Origin of the sequence: Bacillus sp. MRMR6 (assembly GCF_001940785.1) — a bacterium.
In the GTDB taxonomy this organism is placed as follows: domain Bacteria; phylum Bacillota; class Bacilli; order Bacillales; family Cytobacillaceae; genus Neobacillus.
The window spans coordinates 1-13716 of sequence record NZ_MSLS01000033.1; the positions used below are offsets into that span (position 1 = coordinate 1).

General features: G+C 37.5%; 16 protein-coding genes. 2 read left to right on the forward strand and 14 right to left on the reverse strand.

What is annotated here, in order from left to right; translation table 11 throughout:
- Nucleotides 1-357: 357 nt before the first annotated feature.
- Nucleotides 358-585 carry an ankyrin repeat domain-containing protein gene (locus BTR25_RS21810; RefSeq protein ID WP_075690132.1) on the reverse strand — a complete coding sequence of 76 codons (228 nt, stop codon included), beginning with the start codon at nucleotides 583-585 and terminating at the stop codon, nucleotides 358-360.
- 420 nt (nucleotides 586-1005) lie between these two features.
- Here BTR25_RS21810 and BTR25_RS21815 point away from each other — a divergent pair, with 420 nt between their 5' ends.
- Nucleotides 1006-1371, forward strand: a complete 366-nt coding sequence (locus tag BTR25_RS21815) for a hypothetical protein (protein ID WP_075690133.1) — start codon at nucleotides 1006-1008, stop codon at nucleotides 1369-1371.
- A 183-nt stretch (nucleotides 1372-1554) separates the two neighbouring features.
- Here BTR25_RS21815 and BTR25_RS21820 read toward each other — a convergent pair whose 3' ends face one another.
- From BTR25_RS21820 to BTR25_RS21835, 3 genes are all read right to left on the reverse strand, one after another.
- Nucleotides 1555-1827 (reverse strand): hypothetical protein, encoded by a 273-nt coding sequence (locus tag BTR25_RS21820; RefSeq protein ID WP_075690134.1) that lies wholly within the window; start codon nucleotides 1825-1827, stop codon nucleotides 1555-1557.
- A gap of 220 nt (nucleotides 1828-2047) precedes the next feature.
- Nucleotides 2048-2761 carry an HNH endonuclease signature motif containing protein gene (locus BTR25_RS21830; RefSeq protein WP_075690135.1) on the reverse strand — a complete coding sequence of 238 codons (714 nt, stop codon included), beginning with the start codon at nucleotides 2759-2761 and terminating at the stop codon, nucleotides 2048-2050.
- 117 nt (nucleotides 2762-2878) lie between these two features.
- Nucleotides 2879-3148, reverse strand: coding sequence for an ankyrin repeat domain-containing protein (locus BTR25_RS21835; protein ID WP_075690136.1), 270 nt, complete (start codon nucleotides 3146-3148; stop codon nucleotides 2879-2881).
- 403 nt (nucleotides 3149-3551) lie between these two features.
- On the opposite strand from BTR25_RS21835, the gene BTR25_RS21840 reads away from it, so the two are divergent.
- Nucleotides 3552-3914: a hypothetical protein gene (locus BTR25_RS21840; RefSeq protein ID WP_139311307.1), complete on the forward strand. Its 363-nt coding sequence runs from the start codon at nucleotides 3552-3554 to the stop codon at nucleotides 3912-3914.
- Here the strand turns inward: BTR25_RS21840 and BTR25_RS21845 are convergent.
- From BTR25_RS21845 to BTR25_RS21890, 10 genes are all read right to left on the reverse strand, one after another.
- Nucleotides 3904-4254 (reverse strand): hypothetical protein, encoded by a 351-nt coding sequence (locus tag BTR25_RS21845; RefSeq protein ID WP_075690138.1) that lies wholly within the window; start codon nucleotides 4252-4254, stop codon nucleotides 3904-3906. The two genes, BTR25_RS21840 and BTR25_RS21845, sit on opposite strands and share 11 nt — an antisense overlap.
- A 697-nt stretch (nucleotides 4255-4951) precedes the next feature.
- Complete coding sequence (locus BTR25_RS21850) at nucleotides 4952-6205, reverse strand: MFS transporter (protein WP_075690139.1); 1254 nt, start codon at nucleotides 6203-6205, stop codon at nucleotides 4952-4954.
- A 24-nt stretch (nucleotides 6206-6229) separates the two neighbouring features.
- A complete protein-coding gene (locus tag BTR25_RS21855; protein WP_083652510.1) occupies nucleotides 6230-7093 on the reverse strand; it encodes a PhzF family phenazine biosynthesis protein in 864 nt (287 codons plus the stop codon).
- An 80-nt stretch (nucleotides 7094-7173) separates the two neighbouring features.
- Nucleotides 7174-7494, reverse strand: a complete 321-nt coding sequence (locus BTR25_RS21860) for a ribonuclease E inhibitor RraB (protein ID WP_254842773.1) — start codon at nucleotides 7492-7494, stop codon at nucleotides 7174-7176.
- Nucleotides 7495-7970: 476 nt separating this feature from the next.
- Complete coding sequence (locus BTR25_RS21865; protein WP_075690141.1) at nucleotides 7971-8750, reverse strand: SDR family NAD(P)-dependent oxidoreductase; 780 nt, start codon at nucleotides 8748-8750, stop codon at nucleotides 7971-7973.
- A gap of 16 nt (nucleotides 8751-8766) precedes the next feature.
- Nucleotides 8767-9912, reverse strand: a complete 1146-nt coding sequence (locus tag BTR25_RS21870; RefSeq protein ID WP_075690142.1) for a M20 metallopeptidase family protein — start codon at nucleotides 9910-9912, stop codon at nucleotides 8767-8769.
- Nucleotides 9909-10670, reverse strand: coding sequence for an amidohydrolase family protein (locus tag BTR25_RS21875; protein ID WP_083652511.1), 762 nt, complete (start codon nucleotides 10668-10670; stop codon nucleotides 9909-9911). Before BTR25_RS21875 ends, BTR25_RS21870 begins: the two co-directional genes overlap by 4 nt.
- A gap of 10 nt (nucleotides 10671-10680) precedes the next feature.
- A complete protein-coding gene (locus BTR25_RS21880; RefSeq protein WP_075690144.1) occupies nucleotides 10681-11427 on the reverse strand; it encodes an amidohydrolase family protein in 747 nt (248 codons plus the stop codon).
- Nucleotides 11428-11444: 17 nt separating this feature from the next.
- Complete coding sequence (budC, locus tag BTR25_RS21885) at nucleotides 11445-12221, reverse strand: meso-2,3-butanediol dehydrogenase (RefSeq protein WP_083652512.1); 777 nt, start codon at nucleotides 12219-12221, stop codon at nucleotides 11445-11447.
- 18 nt (nucleotides 12222-12239) lie between these two features.
- Nucleotides 12240-13655 carry a purine-cytosine permease family protein gene (locus tag BTR25_RS21890; RefSeq protein ID WP_075690146.1) on the reverse strand — a complete coding sequence of 472 codons (1416 nt, stop codon included), beginning with the start codon at nucleotides 13653-13655 and terminating at the stop codon, nucleotides 12240-12242.
- Nucleotides 13656-13716: the final 61 nt, after the last annotated feature.

The window sequence follows — 13716 nt, forward strand, 5'->3', positions numbered from 1 at the left end:
TCGGTTGCTAATTACACAGTTAATTGTGTTTTTGTACCTCAAAACCGAACCCGTTACTCCGAGACCATCCCGCTTTTTTTGATCAAATCTTTCATTTTAAAGAAAAGGGTCAGTCCCCCACCGGTTTAAAGCACTACCGGTGTTACTAGGTTTCGTTAAAATATAAAAGACGATTACTTTATATGTAATCGCCTCTTTCTTCCCRGTTATAATTCCAAGTATATTTGTACTGCGCAGCAAAAGTATTTTTTTATTGTTCTAAAACATAAGCCCACGTTTAAGAAGAAACAGTTTAAGAAGTGTTTCTATAAAAATTAAATATCAGTTTTCATTTTATGGATTTTAGTAAGTGCTTGTTTATTGAAATCTTTGAATTCTTCCCTTATCTAAAGAGTAATTTTGTGAGGCATAATGTAATGCTGTATATCCCTTGTCAACTTGTGAATTTACACTGGAGTATTTTCCCAAAAGCAACTTAACAATATCATCCTTTTTATCAATAACAGCATACATTAATGAAGTTCTTCCTTCTTCTTCATCAGTTAAATCTATTTTATCGCAAACTCCTATTAACGATATAACCATATCATAGTATTTTCTCTTTAAAAAAGGACAACTCCTTCCTCAACTAACCTGCTTACGTTACTTCAATAAGGAAAAGGCGATCCTTCGTTAGTAAAGAATCGCACCCTTTAGTTTAAGTGCGTTTCTTCACAATATGTTTCGTAATGTTTCGTAATGTTTCGTAATGTTTCGTAATGTTTCGTAATGTTTCGTAATACGACGTTATTTATTTCACTTATTATCACATCTAGTACATTCATAATGGACAGTGTTGACCTTTCTACTTTTACGGAATAATAATCGATAACACGAACGGGCTCGACCACCTCTTAATAAGATAGTATTAACGACAGTGTATAGGAGGTGACACGATGGGAATAAGGTGTTCATGCGGAGTTCGTACGAATCCAATTACTACAGGTGATATCAGACTATTTTTCTTTGAAGATTCCACTGATAGGTCTGGACAAATTACTTTTTCTGTTAATGTCTGTCAAGATAGTAGAAACATCCACAGTTACCGCAATATTTGTTGATGAAAGCGGTCTGACTCCAAATAGAAGTTTTACATTTACTTCAACAGCTATTGCATTTGTTGGATGTTTTGATTTTGGTCAAGGATTTTGTGAGTTAGTCATTATAGGTGGAATGGGACTCGTAGTAGGTGAGACAATACCAAGAGAATTTATGCTTAGTCTTTCAATTAATAATCAGATAGGGAACTTCCCTATATTTGACTTTACTCGTTTTGTAGAAGGTGGAAACCTCGAACCTGACCTGACCTTTTTCGGCTGCCCTGCAACTTAATAGCATTAAGGAGGATTACCCTTAGCGGATTTTCCTCTTTTTTCGGACAACTCCCTAAAACTCCTACTCCCTTTTCGTCGCTATATGTTTCTAATACGCATCTAATGGTCACAACATTCTATTGACAAAATTGAAAAGGGTCAGTCCCCCACCGGCACCTAGTTAGCTCAATAAAAGAAGTAACTACTTTCTTGAGTGTTTATCGAGTAAATTCAACAACTTCTCTTGAGCCAGCTCATTACGAACAATTCTTTTTACTCGATAAGTGCTTTGTAAATATACTCTTATGGTTCTATTTGTGAAAAATAATCTATGATATTTTTCGTCTTCATAAATCCTTTTAAACCAATCTTGCTGTTTTAATAGTTCAATGTTTTTGTCTATTTTTCTTGTATCTAAACTTGTATTACTTCCATAAGTAAAAGCACCTAAGAAATCGAATAAAAAGGCAAACAATACTAATCATCTCCAACTAATCATATAGTAATAATTCAACACTAGTTTGAAAAATCCTTCTTTAACTATTCTTCCGTTAGCTTAAGTACATTGATTCACAAAGTCACCTAATAATCATCTTATTTATAACGATAGGTAAGACTTTGATGTTATCTCCATCTTTTCCCCCGTCCCACACCGTGCGTGAAGGTTTCCCCTTACACGGCGTTCCATCTTCTTTTTAATCCAGTAGAATCGGTTCTAACTTACATACTTTACGAAATTGGGTTACTTTCTTCATTTGTTTTCCATCCAAATGAAGGATTTGTAAATATTTCATTATCGTCTCTATTTTGGTGGCATGTATCAGTTTGTGAACGAAGGGATCAATGATGACGAGATTATCAAACGCATCATTTCCACCTAAGAATTTCGGTAATTTATGGTGACAATGCATGTCATCAGCACGTAAGAACTGTTGGGTGATTGCACATTTTCCTTTTTGCATCGAGTATTTGGAGATGCGATAATCAAAATATTCTACGGTTATTCCTTCGTGATATGCTTTCGTTAATTTAGCTATTTCATAGGAAATGAGAGGGTCTAGTGTTTTGTATAACGTTTCCCGACCATATGAAGTATAGTTACAGACATGTTGTTTGTAGTTTAAATTAACAAAATGCTTGATGTCTGCAATGGGTGCTAAATGTATTCCTTTAATTTCATAGGTCTTGAATTGGTTTTTATACAGTCGTTTGTATGTTTCTGATGGTTTTATTGGTATGCCATATTTTCCAATTGTACTGAGACGATAAAGAAAAGGGTCAGTCCCCCACCGGTTTAAAGCACTACCGGTGTTACTAGGTTTCGTTAAAATATAAAAGACGATTACTTTATATTTAATCGCCTTTTTCTTCCCAGTTATAATTCCAAGTATATTTGTACTGCGCAGCAAAAGTATTTTTTTATTGTTCTAAAACATAAGCCCACGTTTAAGAAGAAACAGTTTAAGAAGTGTTTCTATAAAAATTAAATATCAGTTTTCATTTTATGGATTTTAGTAAGTGCTTGTTTATTGAAATCTTTGAATTCTTCCCTTATCTAAAGAGTAATTTTGTGAGGCATAATGTAATGCTGTATATCCCTTGTCATCTTGTGAATTTACACTGGAATATTTTCCCAAAAGCAACTTAACAATATCATCCTTTTTATCAATAACAGCATACATTAATGAAGTTCTTCCTTCTTCTTCATCAGTTAAATCTAATTTATCGCAAACTCCTATTAACGATATAACCATATCCCAGTCTCCATTAATTGATGCATTCAATAAATTTGACATTAAGCTTTACCTCCTTAGTTTACAAATAGTATTTTCTCTTTAAAAAAGGACAACTCCTTCCTCAACTAACCTGCTTACGTTACTTCAATAAGGAAAAAGGCGATCCTTCGTTAGTAAAGAATCGCACCCTTTAGTTTAAGTGCGTTTCTTCACAATATTATCGTAATACGACGTTATTTATTTCACTTATTATCACATCTAATACATTCATAATGGACAGTGTTGACCTTTCTACTTTTACGAAATAATAATCGATTACACGAACGGGCTCGACCACCTCTTAATAAGATAGTATTAACGACATAGTAAAGGAGGTGAAATTATGGGACTAGCTTGTTCATGCGGTGTGCGTACGAATCCTATTGCCGTCGATCCTGATATCCTTATAGGATTTCCTGATGGTATGACTAGGCGCGGAGCACTGACTCTTACAGCAAATATCTGTGCAGATAGACCAGAACTATCTACGTTTACCGCATCATTTGTCGACCCTAATATTGTTGATAATAGATCTTTTGCATTTACTTCAACAACTTTTACAACAATCAGTTGTGAAATTATTCAAGGAGAATGCACTGTTTCCATCACGGGCATGGGACTAGTAACTGGCGAGCTCACTCCAAGACTATTTTTTGTTCAATTTATTGACAGCCCATCTCCTTTAAGTGATACTCTTAGTGCCTTCTCTGTTGGCGATTTCGCTGCCATAATAGAAGTTGGTGAACTACAACCTGCCCTGACCTTCTTCGGTTGTCCTACAACTTAATAGCAATAGAGAGGATTACCATTCGTGGGTTTTCCTCTTTTTTTCGCACTTTCAATAACTTATCGGGCTCTTTAACCTTTAGGATTTCATATTCCTTATACAAAAACATCCTAATTAATTGATCCATCCCAAAGTATATTTTATCTAAATCACTATCCCCCACGTCTAATTCAACATTTTCTTCAATGCTTAAATTGTGGAACACCTTCTTTAGGTCTAATAAAGTTAAATGTATTTTTTGTAGTTTGTTTACAAAATGTTTATGTTTCGACTTTCCCTTACCTAATTTAATTGGTGTTTCCGCAATATAAACTTCCTCACCAGTTAAAAAATCAATCAAGAATTTATATTTCTTACTGGACTCTGAACTTTTAAGTTAGTGTTCGCTTCTAATGATTCAAGCCATAATAATTCAGATTCAATAACTCTTTTCGAATTTGCTTCCGCATGAAGTTTAAGTAAATATTTTTTTCTATCAACAGTCTCAATACAATATGTTACATTATCACTTTTCCTAAGTATGTTACTTTATTTGCACTTTTTATGTCGTAATGTTTAATTATTTCTCCCTCTACTTTTTGTACATTTTGCAATTCATTATTCAATTGCTTTCCCCCTAAATATCTATAACTTACTAATTTCTATTTTACTATTTATTTAGTTACTTCCTATAAAGTCTGTTCTGTAGCAATCCTTCCCCGTTAGCGTTAGTACATTCTTTCACAAAGTCAAGCAAATATAAAAGTCTTTGCTGCGCAGTATAAAGTCTACTACACATCTAATGGAAGCAAGAGAGCCGTCGATTTCCCCAATTGGAAATTAGTTAGAAGTTATATAGAAGCTGGCGTTCCTAAAGAAAATATAAACAGATTGCAATTCAACTGACTATGAGCATTAAAAACGCTGTTGAAATCATAATCAACAGCGTTCTCTTATGTGATTTATGTGAGTTTCCTTAAGCTTTTCGTGGAGAAACAAGTTGTGATTAATCCACTCTTCCTCTGTTCGATCTCCCAATTTGATGCTCTTTTATGCGCTTACATCACTTCATTTCTCTCTTTCAAATACCGATATAAAAGAATACTAAAAACAGAACATAATACCCCACAGACGCCAATGAAGATAAATCCTGCTTGAAATCCTCTCATTAAGCCCATTTCGGTTCCTAGTAAACTGGTAAACCATCTTTTAAAAAATTCAATCAGCGCGCCTAAGAATAAGTTGCTGATGACTACCACAATCCCCATAATCGTTACGGTAACGGTAATGGCAGCATCAATTCCATTGGGATACCTTTTAGCAAGAAGCGCCATGACAGTTGGATAAACGGGTGCAATTCCAAATCCAGCGACTGCATATAACCAAACCCCGGATGGTCCGAATAATGTGGCCAAAATGGTGGAAATCCCCGCAAGACCGGAAAAGACTATGATAGAAATCATAAATCCTATTTTATCGGTTACAAATCCTAGAAGTAACCTTCCCACCATAAAACAGAGAAAAAAGATGGATAGCATACCAGACGCCGCCGCTCCACTCCAATGAAAAGATCTCTGTAGAAAGTTAACTAACCAGCCAGCGATCGAAAGCTCTACGATAACCCCAAACGATAGAATAATAATAATGAACCAAGCGACCCGATCCTTTAAAAACATCTTAATAGGCAGGCGCTCATGAGTGGTTGTTTGATCAACTGGAAGTGTACTGAAAAATGCTGGGATCATGGGAATGATACATAAGGAAAGCATAAAAAGATACATTCCCTGCCAGCCTAGTTCACGGCCCCCGACAAACGTCATGCCCATTAGCCCCGCCGCCATCAAAGGGGCAGCCGTCGAACTAAGTCCATAAAAGAAATGAGACAGGTTCATCATAAAGCCAGTGTTTTTTGTAAAGATTCTTGCAGCTAAAATGGCCAACGCAATTTCTAACATCCCATTCCCTAGATACATAATGAAATAAGAAACGGAAAAAATCGCGAAATTACTAGAAAGATAAATGAAAACACCAGATATTGCCATCATTCCTAAGGCTAAAAGACTCGTAAGCTTAATTCCGACTTTTGATGAAAAAGCACTCGTAAAGCTGCACGCAATTAAAAAACCAATCGAATTAATCGCTAATAGAAAACCAACCTGCAGCTCATCAATCCCATAATCGATTTGCATTTGTGGAATCGCTGGTCCCTTGATATTCTCAGATAATCCAAAAACCAGATATCCAAGAAAAATAACAAAAAATGAAAGTGGTATGTATTTCTTTACCGGTTGTGTTTGTGGCAATGGTTGCATAGATTAGATCCCTTCACTTGATTCTTAATACCACTTACCCTCTGAAACTGTAATGACTTGACCGCCGACTTGGATAAGATAGTGGTCATCGGACTTTTTCGCATGTATCTTAAGTAACGATGGTCTGCCAATAAAAGCCCCTTGTTCGACACGATAGCCTATATCATTAGAATGGAAAAAGTTATGTTTTAATAGATAACCTGCTAAATTCCCATTCGCGCTCCCTGTTGCCGGGTCCTCTAAATACCCTGTATTACACATAAACACTCTTACGTTAAGATCGTTTTCAGGGCTGGCAGTTTCAGTTGTAAAAACAAGTAGATTTACTTCTCCAATATCCTTTAAAAGTTTCTCATAGGCAATATGATTAATTTTACAACGATGAACGGCATCCAATGAATTCAAATGGACAATAACACTTGGTAATCCGGTTGATACCTCTTGTATCGGAAAATCAGTCTTGATATCTTCTCGATTAATTTGTAGTATAGCTACAATTCTTTCAATCTCCACATCAGCGCCAAATTCAGGTTGGTTTTGGGTCATCCAGGCATAATGATCTTCAAAAACAACTGGTATTTGCCCAGCTGATAGATTAAGTTTAATTTGACTACTTTCTGAACGGCCTAATAAGTTCTTGATAACATAGGCTGTTCCGAGGGTAGGATGTCCCGCAAAGGGTAATTCAGAATCAGGTGAAAAAATCTTAACATCATACCCTCCATTATCCTGCAAGTCAGACAAAATAAAGGTTGTTTCCGAAAAGTTCATTTCTCGAGCAATTTTCTGCATTTCGGTCGTTTCCATTTTTCTATCTGGAATAAATACAGCTAATTGATTACCCTCATATTTGTTCTCAGCAAACACATCCACCATATAATACTTCACCTTTACACATCCTCCTTACATTACTTAATTAACAACAATAGGCATATGGATGAAGAGAAGGATTTGCACCCTCAATCAGTTTATTCCACATAAACGCCCCAACCATCAGAATAACCACCATGTGGTTTACTTAAGTTATGTAATTTATTCTGTATTTGTATTAATTCATTATAATTTAATAACATTCTCTTAGTGCAACAACATGCCCACTCTTCAGTTTCGTCGTCTTGTTCTAAGAAACAATTGAATCCTTCTTTTTTTAGTACTTGCGATAATTCTTCACCTGTTGCTTTATCAGGCACGGCTACAAAAAAGTCCACTGATTGTTGTTTTTTAAAATCTAATCCATCTTTATATAGACTTTGTAAAGCATCTCCATCAGCATCATTTGGAAATTTCATTTGGTTTTCCTCCATATTCTAGTACATTCATTTTTTCATTATAATTTACTTTTTTCTTTTCGACTAACCATAAATTTTTATTGTTCAAAAAGATATAAAGACTATGTGTGTAACCCCATTAATTAAAACAAAGAATAACCAGACATTGGGGTCAGTCCCCCACTTCAGTAAAACTTTACAGTGCCGGGAAACAAGTGCCTGGCACTTTAGTTTTGTTCCTTCCGTATTGCTTTAGTTTTCAAACAAATGTTTTCTAATCGAGATTAATAATATTTACCGTTAAAAACCTTGGTATCACGAAATTCTGATTGATATGATCGCTACATATTTCGAATAATGTTCTATCCAACTATACTTCAAGCTTTTATTCTGCAGGGATTGTTAGTAATATCCAGGAAAACAGCATTGAATCCCATTAAAAAAGCCGGTTAGAAAACTATCTCAACCGGCTTACTTTTAATGTATTTATATTTTCATTACAATAAATCCCCAACAAACGATGAGATTCCCGCATCTGCAACTAAAGCGTGACCTGTTACAAAAGATGCCTTATCACTCGCTAAAAACAATATCGTTTCGGCAATTTCTTTCGGATGTGCAAATTTCTTTAATGGGTTTCCCTTCAGCAGTTCCTTTTCAGCCAATTCAGGATTTTCTACCTTTCCAAAAAACTCTTTTTCGAGTAAAGGTGTTCTTACAGACCCTGGGCAGACACAGTTTACTCTTATGCCATATTTACCATATTCGGCAGCAGCTGCCTTTGTTAAAAGGACAACCCCGCCTTTGGATGCAGAATAAACTCCCAATCCAGGCCAGGCTGCAATACCTGCAACTGATGAAACATTAACTATACTGCCCTTGCCTTGTATTTTCATGATAGGAAGGACGTATTTAATACCAAGAAAAGTTCCTTTAGCATTCACATCAAAGGTCCGGTCCCACTGTTCTTCTGTTGTTTCCTCGATACTAGTAAAATACTCAATACCGGCATTATTAACAAGTACGTCAATAGAACCGTATTCTCTTTCCACCATGTCTATTAATCTTAGAACGCTTTCAGATGAAGAAACATCCGTTTGAATAAACAATGCCTCTGCACCTTTTTCTTGTAATTCTTGTTCCGTCTTTTTCCCGCTTACTTCATTGAACTCAGCTATTACAATCTTTGCACCCTCAGCTGCAAAGGCAGCTGCTGTTTCTTTACCAATTCCTGAACCTGCACCTGTTATAATGACAACTTTATTCTCAAATAACAAATGTCACCCCCCTTTCCTATTTGCTGTGCTCCAGGACAACCTCAATCAATAGTTTAGCCCCTATTTCTAACACATCTTCATCCATATCAAAAAGTGATGTATGATGAGAATAAGCAGAATTCTTTTCCACTTTTCCACTGCCAACAAAGGCAAAGCAGCCTGGAACCTTCATTAAATAATGTGAAAAATCTTCCCCCACCATAAATGGCTCTTTTTCGATAAGTTCTTTATCATCTACCACTCTTCTAGCAGCTTCTTTCATCATCCTCGTAGCAGCTGTATGATTAACAACTGGTGGACACCCCATAGTATATTCAAATTTATATTTTGCACCAAAACTATTACAGATTCCAGCAATCGTTTGATCCATCAAGCTTCGAACTTCTTCACGCAGCTGGTTTTCCAAGCATCGAACCGTCCCTTTCAGTTCGACATACTCTGGTATCACGTTGTTCGTACTTCCTGCATGAATGGACCCAATCGTTAAAACACAAGGTGCCATTGGAGAAATTCGTCGGCTGACAATCATTTGTAATTGAGTTATTACCTGAGCAGAAACCGTAATGGGGTCAATGGTCAGCTCTGGAGTAGCGGCATGACCGCCTTTGCCTTCTATTGTAAGATTGAAAAAATCGGAGGAACCCATAACAGGTCCTTCACTTATGGCAATCGTACCCGAAGGCAAGCCGCTCCATAGATGCTGCCCGTAAATGTAATCTACCCCTTCGAGACAGCCTTCTTCTATCATTCGAATGGCGCCGCCGGGCATAACTTCTTCAGCAGGTTGAAAAATAAACCGGACTTCCCCCTTGATGAGATGTCGGTGTTCAGATAAATATTGAGCGGCCCCCAACAGCATAGACATATGGCCATCATGTCCGCAGGCGTGCATTTTACCAGGTATTGTTGACCGGTAAAGGACTGTTTTGTCATCATGAATAGGCAATGCATCCATGTCAGCCCGTAGTGCGATGGTTTTTCCTGGCTTTTCACCTTTTAAAATCGCAATAACACCATACCCGCCGACATTTGTTTTCACATCCAAACCAAAACTAGCTAATAGTTTCGCCACGGTTTGTGATGTATGTATCTCTTCATTTGAAATTTCAGGATGCTGGTGGAAATGTCTCCGCCATTCGATAAGTTGGTCAATATCAATCATACGCTAGTACTCTTTGTCTGTAGTAATTTTTCAAGATTACCACCTAGAACAAGCTGCTGATGTTCAGGATTTTTCCTTGTATAGTTCTTCGCACGGTCAAGTTCAAAGCCTTGATGCATATTTGGGGAATTACTGCCGAATAGGACGCGGTGGACCCCTAACTTTTCAATGATGTCCGCAACATAATCCTGACGATATACACCAGATATTTCAACAAATAAATTTTCATGTTCACTTAATGCAAGAAAGGCATCCGCTATGGCGAAGCCGCTAATATTAAGCGTCGCACCATGTGTCATTATGATTTTTACATTAGGGACCCGCTTTGCCACATCTACTACTTGAAGAGCGTGTGAAAACCATGGATACCCGCTAGCAATCATAACCGGAACATTCAATTGCTGTGCTTTTTCTAAAACCGGTACGACAAAGTTAGCATTAATTCTGTATCCTTCTTCCCATGGATGTAAAAAGACACCCCTTAATTTCAATTCATTAATCGAACGGTCTACTTCAAGAACCGCTTTTTCCCGTTGGCGCGGATCAACCCGGCAAAACCCAATAAAGCGATTATTTTTTGCTGCCAATTGGGCGATGTAATCATTTTCAGGTTCCAGATGATACGTATAAGGCTGTACCGGGCAAACAACAGAAGAGTCAATTCCATATTGATCCATATTCTCTACTAATTCTTCTGGGGATAATTCATAGCCATGAATGGATTTACCAACTTGGACAAATGCATCAATTACCATCATATTCTCCTTTCTATCTAGTCTTTGCACGTTCTAATAACTGAAAAATGCTCTCACCTGTTAGTAATTTGTGTTCTCTATCCGTTAAATTGGCGTGAGACAATTTTCTAAGCTCTAACTCCGGATTAGCCGGGGGGCCGTCACTCGCAAATACAACCCTTTCCGCACCAATCCGATTGACGGCTTCTCTGATTTTATTCGGGTATGGCATGGCAGAGGTTTCTAGATACAGATTTTCATATTTTTCTGCCATCTTGATTGCATCATCTACATGGAAAATTCCACCCATGTGGCCCAAGATGATTTTTGAATCTGGACACCGCTCTGCTGTTCTTGCAATTTGAAGCGGTAGACTCATCGAATCATCACCACAATGGAATAAAGTTGGAATATTTAATTCACCCGCTTTTTTAATAATGGCGATCATCGCGTCATGATAGGGATGGGTCGTTAAACTTTCTGGATGAAGCTTTAACCCTTTAAAATTTAAATCCAGCACTGCTTCTTCCAGCATCGCAATCGCCTTGCCCTTTAATTGTGGATGAAGTCTGGCATAACCGATTAAACGGTCAGGGAACTTTTTTACAGCTTCTGCAATATACTTAATGCCATCCTCTTTCAAAACAGGTGCATCACAATACGTCATGATCACGGATTTCTCAATTTTCGCTTCATCCATCAAATCGATTAGTTTTTCAGGCGGGTCAAACCATCCAAATGGTTCAAATTCATCTGCATGTGTATGGGAATCTATTATCATTTTGCTGCTCCTTTTTATTAAATTGCGGTAAATCCGCCATCAACTACAAGATGGGCCCCTGTCACATATGACGACTCATCCGATGCCAAAAATAAAACACAAGAGGCAATTTCTCCTGCCCTGCCTAAGCGTTTCATCGGAACCCTGGCATATATCTCTTTGTAAAATTCCTCTCGTTCTTCTCCAGAAAGGTTTTCCTCTAACCGCTTTGTCAAAGCTGTGTCAATAGGCCCCGGGCCAATCGCATTTACACGAATATTACTCGCTGCATAGTCAATGGCCATATTCCTTGTAAGGTTAATGATCCCCGCTTTTGTTGCATTGTAGGCCCCCCACTTAGGGGACCCAACAATACCTAGTTGTGATGCAGTATTAATAATTACACCTTCATTCTGTTTTTCCATCACTGGAAGGACATGTTTTGAACAGTAAAATACACTATTTAAGTTCACATCCATGACCCTCTGCCAATCATGATCATCAATCTCTGCCAGCTTCGCCTTATATTCGATGCCGGCATTGTTGAATAAGATATCGATTCGGCCATATTGCTTGAATGTTTCCTCTACCATCTGTTTCACTTCAACTGCATTGGAGACATCACAGCGAATCGGATAAGCCATTTCTCTTTGACTCACTCTGTTTAGTTCTTCGGAAAGACTTTTGATAGCTTCTTCATTAATATCTACTAGAACAACCACTGCTCCTTCAGCAGCAAAGCGTTCGGCCGTTGCTTTTCCAATTCCAGAACCTGCTCCGGTAATAATCGATATTTTCCGATCTAATCTCATCATTAAAAACCCCTTTATTCGCTATGCACTATGCTTTAAGTAAATTTGTCTTTCTGCTTCAATTCTGCCTGTTAGTGATTGGGTTAAGTAATAACCAATACCCGTTACAATCATACAAACCGCGCTTTGGAAAAATGCAGGCGGGGTCAGATTATAAATCACAAAACCTATTAATGACCAAACCACTGCAGGGATATTCCACCCTTTGGTAAATCTATAAATCCCGTCCCGGATATATAATTGTTCTACAATTAATTTACCTTTTTTAATAAAGACGTAATCTGTGATTAACACGGCACCGATTGAGGCAAATAACGTTCCTGAATAATCCATCGTTCCAAGGAATTTATCAAGCATTCCTGGGAATAAAGATAATGCCACCCCGATAACTGAAACACCTAATGTTGCCCAAAAACGGCCAAGTTTTGGAATCATATTGGTTACACACAAGGCACCTGTATACAAGTTTGATACATTAATCGTCCAGTTATCTAAAATTACAACTACCAACAGTAATAGAAGACCAGCTGAACCTGCTACAATATTCGCTGCACCCTCTAAACCATTCGGAACTTGCCCTAATGTGGCTGCGGCAGAGTATGCACCGATAAAAGCAGAAGTAAAAGTACCAATAATAGCTGCAAGCATGGTTCCAATCCACATGTCGAGTCGTGTACGCGAGTAGCGGCAGAAGTCAGCTGCATCTGTAATCATTGACATCCAAACAGCAACTAAACTGTTCAACCAAACAATAAATACACCCCATTGCCAACCAACAGTTCCTTCATAGCTAAAAACATTTGCTGGTGCAAAGTTTGGATCACTATGGTTCATGAAAGCATAAATAATAAAGATAAAACCGATCACTTTAAGAGGGAATGCAATACGAGACAATCCTTTTAGCCATTGATAACCAACAGTTGCAACAAGGACTTGGAAAATAGCGAAGAATAAACAAACAGGGATAATAGTTAATTCTGCGTTGAAGAGTTTATTAAAGATAACCACGATTGCTGCGGCACCTGCAATCGTTTGGAAAGCAAACCAATAAATGGAAGAAATTAATCGCACTAATGAGGTAGTAAAACGGGATCCGATAAATCCGAATGTCATCCTGGATGCAACAGCACCAGGAACACCATGGTCGACACCTAGTGTAGCCATAATGATATAACCAATGTAAGCAACAGCTACCCCTGCAACTACGGCCGTTACAGCTGCCCAAAAGGATAATCCGGCTGCAACAGCTGAGCCTCCGATTAGGATCATGGCCGGATTCATTAAAAAGTTAACAATAATTAAGAAAAGATCATACCATTTAACATTCTTCTCTTTTTCTGGAATTTGTTCAATTCCATACTGTTCAACATTTTTCGGTTGATTGTACTTTTTGGCCAAATCTTCTTCAGTATTGGTTACAATTTTCTTATCACTCACTAGAATCCCACCTTTTTTAATTTTATCTTCTTTTCTTGCTAATCAACCTTTTATAAATCAC

Coding starts and splice junctions, on each gene's coding strand:
- BTR25_RS21810 (WP_075690132.1), bottom strand. CDS start 585: ATGGTTATATCGTTAATAGGAGTTTGCGATAAAATAGATTTAACTGAT.
- BTR25_RS21835 (WP_075690136.1), bottom strand. CDS start 3,148: ATGTCAAATTTATTGAATGCATCAATTAATGGAGACTGGGATATGGTT.
- BTR25_RS21840 (WP_139311307.1), top strand. CDS start 3,552: ATGACTAGGCGCGGAGCACTGACTCTTACAGCAAATATCTGTGCAGAT.
- BTR25_RS21850 (WP_075690139.1), bottom strand. CDS start 6,205: ATGCAACCATTGCCACAAACACAACCGGTAAAGAAATACATACCACTT.
- BTR25_RS21860 (WP_254842773.1), bottom strand. CDS start 7,494: ATGAAATTTCCAAATGATGCTGATGGAGATGCTTTACAAAGTCTATAT.
- BTR25_RS21870 (WP_075690142.1), bottom strand. CDS start 9,912: ATGATTGATATTGACCAACTTATCGAATGGCGGAGACATTTCCACCAG.
- BTR25_RS21875 (WP_083652511.1), bottom strand. CDS start 10,670: ATGATGGTAATTGATGCATTTGTCCAAGTTGGTAAATCCATTCATGGC.
- BTR25_RS21880 (WP_075690144.1), bottom strand. CDS start 11,427: ATGATAATAGATTCCCATACACATGCAGATGAATTTGAACCATTTGGA.
- budC (WP_083652512.1), bottom strand. CDS start 12,221: ATGATGAGATTAGATCGGAAAATATCGATTATTACCGGAGCAGGTTCT.